The sequence below is a fragment of the bacterium genome, assembly GCA_026708055.1.
Classification (GTDB): domain Bacteria; phylum Actinomycetota; class Acidimicrobiia; order Acidimicrobiales; family CATQHL01; genus VXNF01.
The window spans coordinates 120,596-134,495 of the sequence record JAPOVS010000019.1 but is presented as its reverse complement, the minus strand read 5'-3'; the positions used below and the strand labels follow the sequence as shown (position 1 = coordinate 134,495).

Below are 13,900 nucleotides of genomic sequence, written 5' to 3'. Positions count from 1 at the left end.
TCCGCCTCCCTTGTCTTGATCGGTTGTCGAGTATTCGACGGCCGGCGCTCCGGCTGGGGAATTCAGGCCGTCTTCAGAAAGTCTCCAAGGAGGTCGTTCACCTCGGCGGGGGCCTCCAGCGTGGTCCAGTGCCCGATGTCGTCGATGACAACGGCGGTGGCGTCGGCGAACTCCCCTGTGATGGCACGCAGCCCGTCCGGCGGGCAGACCATGTCCTCAGTGCCGGTGACACCGAGCACCGGGCAGGTAACCCGCGAGATGTCCGGCGGGCTCGAGCCGCCCAGAGCCTCGCAGGCGGCCGCGTAGCCCTCAGCGGACTGGCGCTGCAGCAATTCCTTGATCATGGCCGGGACCACGGGCCGCTCGGCGCGGGTCTTCGCCGAGACCGCGCCCTGGGAGATGCCGCCGGCCACCGCCGCCATGCCCTGGGCCCGCACCAGCGCGGCACGATCGGCCTGGGCGCTGCGAGCCGCGTCCGGCAGGTTGCGCACCGGGCCCAGGAGCGCGGACGCCCGGATGCGCTCGCCGGCGATGGCCATCACCTGCTGGGCCACCAGCGTGCCCATGGAGTGCGAGACCAGGGCGACTTCGGCCAACTCCAGATCATCCATGAGGGCGACAACGTCCCCGGCCCAGTTCTCGATCGAGATGGGGCCGACCATGGGGCTCATGCCATGGCCGTTGAGGTCGAAGGTCACCCAGCGATGGGCACCGGCTAGGGCGGCGATCTGCGGCCCGTAGATGTTGCACGTGCCGCCGAGGCCGTGAATGCCCACCACCGCGGGTCCTTCACCACTCTCCTCGACCCAGACGTGCTTGTTTCCGAGGGCGCGAAAGCCTGTGGCCATGGTTCATCCGATCCTGTTCGTGAGGGTTCCAATGGGTTCGATGGTTGCCGCCACCTCGTCGCCGGGCTTCAGGAAGCGCGGCGGGTCGAAGCCGATGCCCACGCCTGCGGGCGTTCCCGTGGCGATGACGTCACCGGGCACGAGGGTCATGCCGGCGGAGAGGTCGCGGATCAGCGTCGGGACGTCGAAGATGAGGTCGGCGACCGACGCCTTCTGGCGGAGTTCGCCGTTGACGCGGCACTCCACGACGGCATTGGCGAGGTCGATCTCCTCGGCGGTCACCACGGCCGGCCCCATGGGGCAGAAGGTGTCCAGGCCCTTGCCCAACAGCCACTGGCGGTGGGTCTGCTGGCGGTCCCTGGCGGTGACGTCGTTGACGATGGTGTAGCCGAAGACGTGGTCGAGGGCATCGGGCAGGGCGATGTCCCGCCCGCCGCGGCCGATGACGACCGCCAACTCGGCCTCGTAGTCCAGCTTCTCGGTGAGGGTCGGATGCGATTCGATGACGTCGCCGGGGCCGATCACGGAGGTGAAGGGCTTCGAGAAGACGATCGGCGCGGTGGGAATGACGTCGGTCGGTGTCGCGGCGCCGGCGGAGGCGTCGAACCCGCTGGTCGTGAACTCCAGTGCATGCGCCCGGTAGTTCTTGCCGATGCAGAAGATGTTGCGCGGGAACGAGCCCATGGGCGCCAGCAACCGGGCGTCTGCGAGTGCGATCGGTTCGCCGAACTCCACGTCGGCGGCAGCGACCTCGCCCCTGATGATCGGGTGCAGGTCACGAACGGGCTGACCGTCCACCCGCACGCGCCTCAACCGGCCGTTGCCGCGCGCTGCCACGACCGCGCCGGAGTCGTCACGTATCCGGCACCAGGCGGTCATCGGCCAGCCCTGTCGTACGGACGGAGCGTGGCGACCGCCCCTTCCGGTGCGGTCGCTGTGGCGATTCCTACAGAGGAGTTGGCGCTCGGTGCGATTGGAGATCCCCCGACCAGTGCGCTATCAGTACGGGCGACTGCTCAGAATAATCGAAGGACAGCGGCGCATTCCGCGGGTTGTCGCCGGCCGCGATCCCCACGGGCGGAGCATGCCGTGCCCGCGCACATCGCGAACGGCACCGAGCGGCTCGTCGGCTGGTCCGGCGACCGCCAGTTGGTTCTGCGACTGCCGAAGGCCTATTGACCCTGCGGCTTCAGGCCGCCGAGCAACCTCGCAATCAACTCGGCCCACTCGCGCTCGGATGGTAGGTGGAGATCGTCTCGCCCAGCGGACAGCAGCAGGTGCGTCCCGATCCCGATCGCTTGGATCATCAGGGTCACCGAGGCCGTGCCGAGTTCGGGATCGAAGATTCCCTCCTCCTTGCCCCTATCGACGAGGTGAGCCAACTGATCAGCCTGGTCGCCGAGGAATCGTTGCAGGCGCTCCTGCACCGCGGGATTGTTGCGCGCGCTTCCGAATACTTGGACCAGCACGTCCTGAGTCGCATCGGAACTCAGGAGGAGTGCTCCCCACATGACGAAGATGTCGCCAACCGGCAACGCGTCCGAACCGAAGTCCTTGATCCTCTGCTCCGGCAGGATCTCCTCGAAGATCCGATCGAGGGCGGCCACCATGACGTCGCTCTTGTGGGGCCACCGCGCGTAGACGGCGCCGGTGGTCACTCCGGCCCGGCGCGCGATGTCGCTGACCACCGCCTTCTCATAGCCGTGCTCGACGAACTCCGCCGCGGCGGCCTCCAGCAGCCGTCGAGTTGTCTCGCCAACATCTCGCCGGCCGCGTGGGTCGTCCCCATCAGGCATATCCATGCCTCCCGGACAAGAGCACGCGCGAAACAATACAGAATTGGCGCGCCCACCTGAACCTACGGCCTGGATGCCTCCGTCGGCAGCGAGGCCCGCCTCCGGGGTCGCGGTGGCGCAGACCAAGCCGAACAGCAACCGGCTGCGATCGGCGCTCGCCGGGGTAGAAGTGTTGGCCCCGCGTCATGCGTGCCTCGATTGCCGGGTGCGCAGCCGGGTCAGGGGAGCGGCGCAAGTCGCCGCACGACCGGCGCGGCCAGGGTCTCGGCGATTGCGGCGACCAGCAGTTCGTGCTCGGTCTCCCGGACCCGCCGGCGCAGGGTCTCGAGCGTGTCGCCGGGGTGGATGAGCACCTCTGCCGATGCGATGGGCGGGCCGTCGTCCACCCCCTCGTCAGGCACGTAGTGGACCATGACGCCCGTCCGGCTGATCCGTCCGGCCTCGAAGGCCCTCCAGGCGTCGCCAATGGCGTCTGTGCCGGCGAACTCCCCGGGCAGGGCCGGGTGCAGGTTGATGACCCGGTCGGGGAAGCGGTCGAGGAAGCTGGACGACAGCAGGTGCATCCAGCCCGCCAGCACCACGAGATCCGGTTCGATGCTCGCCACCAACTCCGCCAGGTCGGCGTCGTAGCGGCGCCGGTCCGCTGTGGCGTCCCAAGCCCGCTCTCGCGGCGCCCTCGCAGCCAGGGGTTCGCCGCCGGTCCTGTGCCGAGCCTGCCCGCGATAGGGCGCCAGCGGTCGGTAGTGGACCGGAACTCCCGCCCGTTCGGCCGGCAGGCGTGCCCCGGCACCCCGGCGGTTGACAATCACGGCGGCCACTTCGGCGTCGAGGCGCCCCTCGGCGATGGCGTCGAGGATGGCGCCCAGGTTCGTCCCCGCTCCGGAGGCCATCACCACCAGCCGGCCGCTCACCGCCAGGACCCCGCCAGCATGACCCGGGCCCCGTTCGGAGCGGCGACATCGACGACCGACCCGATCACGCAGTGGCCCTGCCCCACCAGAACCTCCGCGTCGGCCTCGTCCACGACCGCCACGAGGCCGATCCCCATGTTCCAGACTCTGAACGCCTCGGAATCGGCCAGCCCACCCCAGTCCACGAGCGTGGCGAACAGTTCGGGCACCGGCCAGGTGCCGAGCTGCAGCCGGACGCCCAGATGGTCCGGCAATACCCGGGGGAGATTGTCGAAGAAGCCGCCGCCGGTGATGTGGGCCAGCGCCTTCGACTCGATCCCGGCCACCGTGATCTGCGAGACGGTGGGCAGGTAGCTGCGGTGAGGTGCCAGCAGCGCATCGATCAGTGCGTCGTCCGCAGAGGCACCGGGTCGTTCGTCGAGCAGGCGCCGGATGAGCGAGTAGCCGTTGGTGTGCGGTCCCGAACTGGCGATCCCCACCAGAACGTCTCCGGCCTGCACCGTCTCCGGGCGCGGCCGGAGCCGGTCTCGCCGGGCCGCTCCCACGATGGTCCCGACCACATCGATCGTCCCCGGGACATAGACGCCGGGCATCTCCGCCGTCTCCCCGCCCAGCAGGGCGCAGCCGGCCTCGCGGCAGGCGTCGGCCATGCCGGACACGATCTCGGCCACCGCCTCGGGCACGAGCCGGGACATGGCGATGTAGTCCAGGAAGAACAGCGGTCTGGCGCCGTGCACGGCGATGTCGCCGATGCAGTGGTTGACCAGATCGACGCCGATCCCTCGCCAGCGCCCGTGGCGGCCGGCCAGCTCGGCCTTCGTGCCCACACCGTCGGTGGAGGCCACCAGCACATGCTCCGCATCGAGTCCCGCCAGCGAGTACAGCCCGCCGAACCCCCCCGGCGCCGAGAGCACGTTCGGCGTGCGAGTCGAGGCCACGGCCGCCGACAGCAGCGCCACCGCCCGGTTGCCGGCCTCGATGTCCACACCGGCGGCTCGGTAGCGGGCCGCAGCCGGCGCCGCTGGGATCGGCGCGGCGCGCTCCGCCGAGGTGGGACTCAAGGGTGGGCTCCGGTTCGCGCCGGACCGATGTCGGCCCGATGCTGGGCGCCCTCGAAGTGGATGGCGGCAACCCCGCGGTAGGCCAGGTCGGCGGCGGTGCCCACGTCGGGCCCGATCGACGTCACGCTCAGGACCCGCCCGCCCGTGGCGTGCACCGCTCCGCCGATGACCGCTGTGCCGGCCTGAAAGACCGCGCAACCCTCCTGCTCGGCGGCGTCGAGGCCGAAGATCGGGACAGGATCGCCGCTCGCTCCCGGATAGCCGGCCGAGGCCATCACGATCGCCACTGACGCCGCCTCCGACCAGTCGATGGTGACGTCGCCCAGCGACCCCGTTGCGCAGGCAGCCATGATCTCGAACAGATCGCTACGCAGCAGCGGTATCACCGCCTGCGTCTCGGGATCTCCGAAACGGCAGTTGAACTCGATCACCTTGGGCCCGTCGGCGGTGATCATCAGCCCGGCGTAGAGCAATCCGCGGTACGGCGTTCCGGCGTCCCGCCGCGCGGCCAGGGTCGGGCCGATGATCTCCTCGCCTATCTGCTCGAGCAGCCGATCGTCGACGGCGGGGGACGGTGAGTAGGCCCCCATCCCGCCGGTGTTCGGCCCCTCGTCGCCCGCCAGGAGCCGCTTGTGGTCCTGGGCGGGAGGCAGCAGGGCGAACCGCTCCCCGTCGCAGAACGCGAGCACCGACACCTCGCGGCCCCGGAGGCGCTCTTCGAGCAGGATCCGCTCACCTGCGGATCCGAAGCGCCGCTCCACCAGCATGGCCCTGACGGCGGCGGCCGCCTCGTCTCTGGTCTCGGGGACGATGACACCCTTGCCCGCCGCCAGTCCCGAGGCCTTGACCACCGGCACGTCAGGCCGCGAGCCGAGATTCGCCAGAGCCGCGTCGGCATCAGCGAACACGTCGGCGGCGGCAGTCGGTATCCGGTTGCGAATCAGGAACTGCTTGCAGTGCGTCTTCGAGGCCTCCAGCCGGGCGCACGAGGCGCCGGGTCCGAATGCGGCGACCCCGACCGCTGCGAGCGCGTCCACGAGCCCCGCGGCCAGTGGATCCTCCGGACCGATCACCGCAAGGTCGACCGACTCGCGGCGGCTCAGCGCCACCAGCCCGTCGATGTCGCCAGCCGCGATGGCCACGTTCTCGGTCCGGTCGCGGCCGGCGGTCCCGGGGTTTCCGGGAGCCACCAGCAGCCGCTCCACGTGCGGCGAGCGGCTCAGCGCCCAGGCCAGCGCGTGCTCGCGGCCGCCGCCGCCCACGACCAGGACGCAGCTCACGACCGATCCCCGTCCGCTCCGGGGGGCGGCCTCATCGCAGCCGGGCCCGCCATTGGCAGCACGCCGTCGTCCGCCGCACGTCAGTCGCCCCAGACCGAGGCGAACTGGTCCTTGGCCCCGAGTTCCAACTGCACGAACATCTCAGGCTCGAACGGGTAGACGCCGGTGAAGCATGCGTTGCAGTAGCCGTCGACGGCTCCCAGCGCTTCCATCATGCCCTCGAGCGACAGGAACGCCAGCGAGTCGGCGCCGATGTGGTCACAAATCTCGGGAATCGACCGCTCGGAGGCGATCAGCTCCTGCTTGGCGGCCATGTCGACTCCCATGTGGCAGGGGTCGGTGATCGGCGGGCAGGCGACTCGCACGTGGACCTCGAGCGCCCCTGCGTCCCGCAGCATCCGCACGAGCGGACCCGACGTGGTCCCCCGCACGATCGAATCGTCGACCAGCGCCACCCGCTTGCCCGCCACGTTGTCGCCCAGCGGGTTGAACTTCATGGCCACGCCCGCCTCGCGCTGCTCCTGGGTGGGTTCGATGAACGTCCGGCCCACGTAGCGGTTCTTGATGAGCCCGTCGGTGTAGGGCAGCCCCGACTGCTGGGCGTATCCCACCGCCTGCGGTGTCCCCGAGTCGGGCACCGGTGCCACCAGATCTACGTCGGCGGGAGCCTCGATGGCGAGTCTGGCGCCGAGGCGCTGCCGCACCGCGTGGACCAGCGAGCCGCCGTGATGCGTGTCGGGCCGCGAGAAGTAGATCTGCTCGAAGGTGCAGAATGCCGGCTGCCGGGGATGCGCTCCCTGCTCGAGCGTCATGCCGCCGGCGTCGATCCGCACGATCTGCCCCGGCGCCACCTCGCCGGCAAAGGTGGCCCCGACGACCGACAGTGCGCAACTCTCCGAGGCCAGCACCCAGCCGTCGTCGAGCCGGCCCATCACCAGCGGGCGGAACCCGCGCGGGTCTCGCACCCCGTAGACGGCGTCACGGGTCAGGATGGTCAGGGAGTAGGCGCCTTCGAGATGCGCCATGAGCGCCCGGATCCGGCTGAGCCAGCCACCGGCGGCGACCACCAGCAGCTGCACGATCAACTCGGTGTCGGAGGAGGTCTGCAACCCCACACCGCTCTCCAGTAGGTCACGCCGGAGCTGCGGCGCGTTGACCAGGTTGCCGTTGTGGGCCACCGCCAGCGGTCCGTCGATGGTCTCGATCACCTGCGGCTGGATGTTGCGCAGCGCCGAAGCCCCGGTCGTGCTGTAGCGGTTGTGGCCGATGGCGGCCTCGCCCCTGAGTGTCGAGAGGTTGTCCTCGTTGAAGACCGACCCGACCAGGCCCGGGCCACGGTGCAGATGGACCGCTCCCCGGTCGCAGCTGGCGATCCCGCTTGCCTCCTGGCCGCGGTGCTGCAACGTGTGCAGGCCGAAGAAGGCGATCCGGGCGGCGTGGCGGCCGGGCGCGTACACCCCGACCACGCCGCATTCCTCCCGGATCCGGTCGCCGGCGGGGCCGATCACGAGGCCAGCCGTTCCCGGGCTGCCAGAACCCGCTTCAGGGCCAGTTCCGGTGTGGCGTCGACGCACGTGAAGTGCCCCATCTTGCGGCCCGGCCGGGGGTCCCGCTTGCCGTAGAGATGCAGCCGGATCCCGGGGTCCGACAGGGCCTCGCACCACGCCGGTTCGCCGCCGGCCCAGAGGTCGCCCAGCAACTGCGCCATGGCCGCCGGCCGGCAGCCGCCGTCCCCCAGCGGCAATCCGCAGACGGCCCGGAGTTGCTGCTCGAACTGGCTGACGGCTGCCGCCTCGATCGTGCAGTGGCCGCTGTTGTGCGGGCGCGGCGCCACCTCGTTGACGAGGAGATCGGAGCCGACCACGAACATCTCCACGCACAGCACGCCGACCACGTCGAGGTGGCGTGCCAGCCGGGCGGCGATGCGACGCGCCGCGGCGGTCACCTCCTCGGGCAGCCGCGCCGGCACCGTGGTGGTGTCCAGGATCCCGCCGACGTGCACGTTCTCCATCACCCCGTGATCGGCGACCGCGCCGCTCGCGGACCGGGCCACCACGACCGACACCTCGCGATCGAACGGCACCTCCTGCTCAACGATCAGCCGGACCGAACCGAGGCGCCGGAACACCTCGGCGGCGACCGCGGTCCGCTCCACCTCCGACCGGTCGGCGGCCAGGCGGGCCTGGCCCTTGCCGTCGTAGCCGCTGCGGGCGGTCTTGACGATCAGCGGCCCGTCGAGGTGGGTGATTGCGGTGACCAATTCCGCCGGCCCGGCCGCTTCCCGGTACGGCGCCACCGCGACGCCGGCGGCCTGCAGGGCTCTCTTCTCAGCAGCGCGGTCGGCCGCGGCGGCCAGCACCTGGTGCCGGGGCCGGACCGGCACCCCGGCCTCGGCTGCGACACCGGCCAGGCCGAGGTCCACGTCCTCCAGCTCCCAGGTGATGACGTCGGCGCAGTCCACGAGACGGTGCGCGGCTGCGGTGTCGTCGAAGGAGGCGGCGATCTCGATGTCGGCGACCGCACCGGCGGGGGTCCGCTCGTCCCCGCCGGTGAGCACGGCGACCCGGTATCCGTGGCGCTGTGCCACCTGCGCCAGCATGCGGCCCAGTTGCCCGCCGCCCACGATGCCGATCACCGCCGGCGGCACCAGCACGTTCACGAGATCTCCCCGCCCGCCATCTCCGGCGCCCCTCTACCGTTCGAGTTGGGCGGCGCGGACCTGGGCGGCCCGGGTGGCCCGGTAGGCGGTCAGCCGATCGGCCAGATCCTGATCCTGGCGGGCCAGCATGGCCACCGCCAGGAGTCCGGCGTTGGCCGCGCCGGCTTCGCCGATGGCCATGGTGGCCACCGGCACGCCGGCGGGCATCTGCACGATCGAGAGCAGCGAGTCCATGCCGTTGAGCGCCCGGCCGGCAACCGGCACGCCGATGACGGGCACGATCGTCTGCGCCGCCAGCATCCCCGGCAGGTGGGCGGCGCCTCCGGCACCGGCGACGATCACCTGCAACCCCCGGCCCTCGGCTCCCCCGGCATATTCCACAAGCAGGTCAGGAGTGCGATGAGCGGACACGACGCGGCACTCGTGGGCGACGCCGAAGTCTCCGAGCACCTCCGCGCAGCGGCGCATCGTGGCCCAGTCCGAGTCGCTGCCCATGACCACCCCCACCAGCGCCGAGCCGGACTCCCGCCCGGCGCCGGGCAGCGCGCCGCGTCGCGCGCTCGATCGGACGCCCCTCGGCGGGTCAGGCTCTGAGCCCGGATCGCTGCCTGCAGCCATGGACGCGGGCATCATCGCGCACCGTTGCCGGCCCGGCGCGCATGGGGAGACGTCGCCACGGCGGCCGCGATTCGGGACTCGGCCGGGTAGGGGGCCGGTTGGAGCGGTGCCCCGGTCAGCGCCTCGAACACCTGCCGGTAGGCGGCCGCCGTCTCGGCTGCCAGCGTGTCGCCGAGTGGCTCGGGCCGACCCTCACCGCGATACCCCGCGGCGGCGTAGGCGCGGCGCACGATCTCCTTGTCCAGGTTCTCCGGTTCGAGCCCGGCCTGCCGGCGCGCCTCGACGGTGGCGAACCGCCAGAAGCGCGACGAGTCCGGCGTGTGCACCTCGTCGATCAGCGTCAGCCGATCGCCGGGACCGATCCCGAACTCGTACTTCGTGTCGACGAGGACCAGGCCGGCAGCCTCCGCCGTGTGCTGACCCCTCTCGAACAACTCCAGCGCGACGGTGCGAACCTGGTCCCAGCGCTCGGCGCCGACCCAGCCACCCGAGATGACCTCGGCCTCGCTCAGCGGCTGGTCATGGCCGCTGTGGGCCTTGGTGGTCGGGGTGATGACCGGGCACGGCAGCGGATCGTTCTTGACCATCCCGTCGACGAAGTCGATCCCGTCGATGCGCCTTCGGCCGGACTCGTACCGGGTCCAGAGCGACGTGGAGGTCGTGCCGGTGAGCCGGCTCCGCACCACCACTTCAACGGGCAGGGGCGCGCACTTCTCCACGATCGAGACGTTGGGGTCGACGGTGGCCACGATGTGCGGCGGAACGATGTCGGCGAGCCGCTCGAACCACCACGCGGAGAGTTGGTTGAGGATCTGGCCGCGCTGTGGCACCAGCCCCAGCACCTGGTCGAAGGCCGACAGCCGGTCGGTTGCCACGAGTGCCAGGTGGTCGCCCAGGTCGATCACATCGCGCACCTTGCCCCGCCGCATCGGCCCCAACCCGGCGGCCATCTCGTCGGGAAGGCCCCCGAAGGCGTGCGTGTTCGGGGCGGCGACGGTCATCGAGCGGCGTCCACGAAGGCCTCGAAGAGGGCCGAGCCTCGCTCTCCCGGCGGGCCCGAGGGCCTCTGCCAGTCCGCGATGTGATCCTCGGGGTGGGGCATCAGACCGACGATGGCGCCGGTCGGGTCGCACATCCCGGCGATGTCGTCGACCGATCCGTTGGGATTGGCGGGATAGGCCCCCGCCGCGTTGGCTGCCGCACCGCCTTCGGTCCCCGAAGCCAGGTAGCGGAAGGCCACGCACCCCGCCTCGATCAGTTCGGTCACGGCCCGGGCGCCGGCCACGGCGAGTCTCCCCTCGCCGTGAGCCACCGGGCAACGGATGCGCGAACCCCCCAGGGGCGCCAGCCAACTCGAGCTGCAGCCCGGTTCGATCCGGACGGTCACCCAGCGGCATTCGAAGCGGCCACCGGCGTTGACGGCCAGCGTGAAGGTGCGGGATCCGAGCAGTCCCGACTTCACCAGGGTCTGGAAGCCGTTGCAGATGCCGAGGATCGGCTTTCCCGATCGTGCCGCCTGGCGCAATTCGGCGCCGAACCAGGCCCGCAGCTCCAAGGCCAGGCGCCCACCGGCCCCCAACGCGTCGCCGTAGGAGAAACCGCCCGGCAGCAGTACGGCGCCGTAGTCGGACAATGCCGCCGGCCGCTTCCTCAGCTCGTTCACGGCGACGATCCGGGGGTCACCGCCGGCGGCCGCCACCGCCAAGGCCGCCTCCGCGTCGCGGTTGGTACCCGGAGCGTGGGGGATCAGGACCGGGGGACGGTTCATGGTGACGGTGAGCGGCACCCGAAGGCGCGCCTTGCATCCTCGACCGTCAACGTCACGTGACCCGAGGTGCCGATCGGCGTGGCAGATCTTCCTCCTGCGCCGGCAGCGACGCGGAGCTCGATCTCGCCGGTGCCGGTCACGGTTCCGATGCGCCGCCCCACTGCACCCAGCCTCGCCGCCACCGCGTCCCGCGCCGTGGCGGGGGTTTCCAGCACGAGTTGCCCCGGCGCCTCGTTGGCCAGGGCCGCGATCATCCCGAGTGGGCTGCGAGCGTCGGGGTCGGCGGCGTCACCGGGGATGGTCGCCCGAAGGCCGAGCCGACCACCGATGGCCATCTCCGCCAACGCAACCGCGATCCCGCCGTCGCTCACGTCGTGGGCCGCGCTCACGTGCCCGGCCGCTATCAAGTCGTGCACGGCCCGGTAGCGGGGCAGCGGATCCCCCAACGGCGGCGGGACCCGAGCGTCGCCGAGGCTCAGCACGTCAGCCGCCAGGGATCCGCCCAGGTGACCCGAACCTCGCCCGACCAGCCACAGGTCGCTGCCGCAGGTGGTCAGGGCGCTCGTCGCCGCCCGGTGCAGATCCGGCACGATCCCGACGGCGGAGATCAGCAGCGTGCCGAGGACGGCCCGGCCGTCGAACTCGTTGTAGAGGCTGTCCTTGCCCGAGACGAACGGGGCGCGGTACCGGCGAACCCCTTCGACGCAGCCTTCCACGGCCCGCACCAGCGATCCGAGCCGGTCGGGTTTCGTCGGGTCACCCCAGCTGAAGTTGTCCAGCAGGGCGATCTGCGCGGGGTCCGCCCCGACAGCCACGAGGTTGCGGAACGCCTCGTCGATGGCATGCAGCGCCATCGCCCACGGATCCAGGGCCCCGATGCGGGGCGTGAGGCCCACGGCCAGAGCAACCGCCCTGTCGTGGTGCCAGGTGCCCAGCGGCTTGAGCACAGCCGCGTCGGTCGGACCGTCGGCGCCGGGGCCCGCGAACGGGCGCACCACGGTCCCGCCCCTGACCTCGTGGTCGAAGCTGCGGACGATCGACTCGCGGGAGGCGACATTGGGATGCGCCAGCAGGTCCAGGAGCAGCTTCTCGTTGTCGATCGCGGGAGGCGAGCCGGGGGTGACCGCCCCGATGGCCGGATCGCGGTGCTCCGCCACAAGAGTCCGCCGCGGCAGGCCGTGGTGCAGGAACTCCATGGGCAGGTCGATCACGTCGCAGGCGCCATGGCGCACCACCAGCCGCCCGGACGAGGTGAACGAGCCGATGTCGCTCAAGTCCACCTCCCAGCCCGTGCAGAGATCCCGCAGCGGCGCAACCTTCTCGGCGGGCACGGCCAGCACCATGCGCTCCTGGGCCTCGGACAGCCAGATCTCCCAGGGCAGCAGGCCCGGATACTTGAGCGGAACCGTCGCCAGATCAACCTCCGCTCCCAGTTCGGCGCCCATCTCCCCCACCGCCGAGGACAGCCCGCCGGCGCCGCAGTCGGTGATGGCGTTGTACAGACCGCGATCCCGGGCCCGCTCGATCACCTCGATGCAGCCCTTCTGGACGATCGGATCGCCGATCTGCACCGCCGAGCCGGCCCGGTCCACAACAGAGGCGTCCAGCCCGGCCGAGGAGAACGTGGCACCGCCGATGCCGTCGCGGCCGGTCCGGCCGCCGATGACGACGATCCGATCGCCGGTCATGGGGGTGGTGGGATGCGAATCCCTGGGAAGCAGTCCCAGCGCCCCGCAGAACACCAGCGGGTTCCCCACGTAGCCGGCGTCGTACAGCACGGCACCGTTGACCGTGGGCAGGCCCAGCTTGTTGCCGTAGTCGCCGATGCCGGCCACGACCCCGTCGCGGATGCGGCGGGGATGCAGCACGCCGGCGGGGAGGTCGGCCTCGGCAAGATCTTCGGGGCCGAAGCACAGCACGTCGGTACAGGCAATGGGCCGGGCGGAGACCCCCATGACGTCGCGCACCACACCGCCGACACCGGTATTGGCCCCGCCGAAGGGCTCCAGAGCCGACGGGTGGTTGTGAGTCTCGACCTTGACAGCGAGGTCCAGTTCGTCGTCGAAGGCGACGATGCCGGCATTGTCGACGAAGATCGACCGCAGCCAGCCGGCCTCGAGCTCGGCGGTCGCCCGCCGCAGGGCGTTGAGCAGGCCGTCATGGCGCGACACCTCGAGGTGGCCGTCGGCGCGGGTACGGGTGAGGTGGATCTCCGCCTTGAAGGTCTTGTGGACGCAGTGCTCCGACCAGGCCTGCGCCAGGGTCTCGAGCTCGGCGTCGCTGGGGTCGCGGCCGCACGACGCGAAGTGGTCTCGGACGGCTCGCATCTCCGTCACGTCCAGCGACAGCATCCGCTGCCGGCTCAAGGCAGCCAGTTGCCCGTCATCCAAACCGATCACCCGCACCGGCGGCGCCGCCGGTGCGACCTCCCAGGTGGGTGAGAACGACGGGGCCAACTCGCCGCTGCCGCTGCGCTCGATCGTCGGGTTGGCCAGCAGCCGCTGCGTCAGCACAGCCAGGTCGTCATCGTCGAGATCGCCGCTCAGTTCATAACGGCGCGCGGTGGCTGCTCGCAGCGACGGGAGTCCCAGCACCGCGGCCGCCCGCTCCAACTCCCGCGCGGCACCGTCGGTCACTCCCGCGATGGGCGCCACCTCCACCACCCGCTCCGCCGCGGCCGGCTCGCCGACCGCGACCTGGTCGGTGACGGGATCCACCAGAACGTCCGCGCAGAGCCGAGCCACGTCGGCAGAGCCGAGTTGTCCCTCGAGGTGGTACACCGTCCAACGCCGGCAGCCGGTGAGACCCGTCACCCCCAACTGGGCCGCCGCGTCCAGGATGCGGCGCTCCTCGGGGTCGCCGGCGCTACGCACCTGGATCCGCGTGGTGAGAGTCGCCGCGTCCCTGCCGTCAGGCACCAGCCGCTCCGACCGGCGCCCGCCCCCGACTGCGACGGCTC

General features: G+C 71.3%; 12 protein-coding genes. All 12 read right to left on the bottom strand.

Features of this window, described 5'->3' with window-relative positions:
* Window positions 1-62 precede the first annotated feature (62 nt).
* Window positions 63-848: an alpha/beta hydrolase gene (locus OXG55_02505; protein MCY4102127.1), complete on the bottom strand. Its 786-nt coding sequence runs from the start codon at window positions 846-848 to the stop codon at window positions 63-65.
* Window positions 849-851: 3 nt separating this feature from the next.
* A complete protein-coding gene (locus tag OXG55_02500) occupies window positions 852-1,646 on the bottom strand; it encodes a fumarylacetoacetate hydrolase family protein (protein MCY4102126.1) in 795 nt (264 codons plus the stop codon).
* A gap of 374 nt (window positions 1,647-2,020) precedes the next feature.
* Window positions 2,021-2,644 (bottom strand): TetR/AcrR family transcriptional regulator, encoded by a 624-nt coding sequence (locus OXG55_02495; GenBank protein ID MCY4102125.1) that lies wholly within the window; start codon window positions 2,642-2,644, stop codon window positions 2,021-2,023.
* A gap of 218 nt (window positions 2,645-2,862) precedes the next feature.
* Window positions 2,863-3,555: a phosphoribosylglycinamide formyltransferase gene (purN, locus tag OXG55_02490; protein ID MCY4102124.1), complete on the bottom strand. Its 693-nt coding sequence runs from the start codon at window positions 3,553-3,555 to the stop codon at window positions 2,863-2,865.
* Complete coding sequence (purM, locus tag OXG55_02485; GenBank protein MCY4102123.1) at window positions 3,552-4,616, bottom strand: phosphoribosylformylglycinamidine cyclo-ligase; 1,065 nt, start codon at window positions 4,614-4,616, stop codon at window positions 3,552-3,554. Before purM ends, purN begins: the two co-directional genes overlap by 4 nt.
* Window positions 4,613-5,896: a phosphoribosylamine--glycine ligase gene (gene purD, locus OXG55_02480; protein MCY4102122.1), complete on the bottom strand. Its 1,284-nt coding sequence runs from the start codon at window positions 5,894-5,896 to the stop codon at window positions 4,613-4,615. The genes purM and purD overlap by 4 nt, the downstream gene beginning before the upstream one ends.
* 80 nt (window positions 5,897-5,976) lie before the next feature.
* The gene (purF, locus tag OXG55_02475) at window positions 5,977-7,404 is read right to left on the bottom strand and encodes an amidophosphoribosyltransferase (GenBank protein ID MCY4102121.1); all 1,428 of its coding nucleotides are present in this window, start codon (window positions 7,402-7,404) and stop codon (window positions 5,977-5,979) included.
* Window positions 7,401-8,555 carry a 5-(carboxyamino)imidazole ribonucleotide synthase gene (purK, locus tag OXG55_02470; protein MCY4102120.1) on the bottom strand — a complete coding sequence of 385 codons (1,155 nt, stop codon included), beginning with the start codon at window positions 8,553-8,555 and terminating at the stop codon, window positions 7,401-7,403. Before purK ends, purF begins: the two co-directional genes overlap by 4 nt.
* A gap of 33 nt (window positions 8,556-8,588) precedes the next feature.
* On the bottom strand, window positions 8,589-9,050 hold the full coding sequence (purE, locus tag OXG55_02465) for a 5-(carboxyamino)imidazole ribonucleotide mutase (protein ID MCY4102119.1): 462 nt from the start codon (window positions 9,048-9,050) through the stop codon (window positions 8,589-8,591).
* 134 nt (window positions 9,051-9,184) lie between these two features.
* On the bottom strand, window positions 9,185-10,174 hold the full coding sequence (locus OXG55_02460; protein MCY4102118.1) for a phosphoribosylaminoimidazolesuccinocarboxamide synthase: 990 nt from the start codon (window positions 10,172-10,174) through the stop codon (window positions 9,185-9,187).
* Window positions 10,171-10,941 carry a phosphoribosylformylglycinamidine synthase subunit PurQ gene (locus tag OXG55_02455; GenBank protein ID MCY4102117.1) on the bottom strand — a complete coding sequence of 257 codons (771 nt, stop codon included), beginning with the start codon at window positions 10,939-10,941 and terminating at the stop codon, window positions 10,171-10,173. The genes OXG55_02460 and OXG55_02455 overlap by 4 nt, the downstream gene beginning before the upstream one ends.
* Window positions 10,938-13,859, bottom strand: a complete 2,922-nt coding sequence (purL, locus tag OXG55_02450; GenBank protein MCY4102116.1) for a phosphoribosylformylglycinamidine synthase subunit PurL — start codon at window positions 13,857-13,859, stop codon at window positions 10,938-10,940. The genes OXG55_02455 and purL overlap by 4 nt, the downstream gene beginning before the upstream one ends.
* Between the last annotated feature and the right edge of the window lie 41 nt (window positions 13,860-13,900).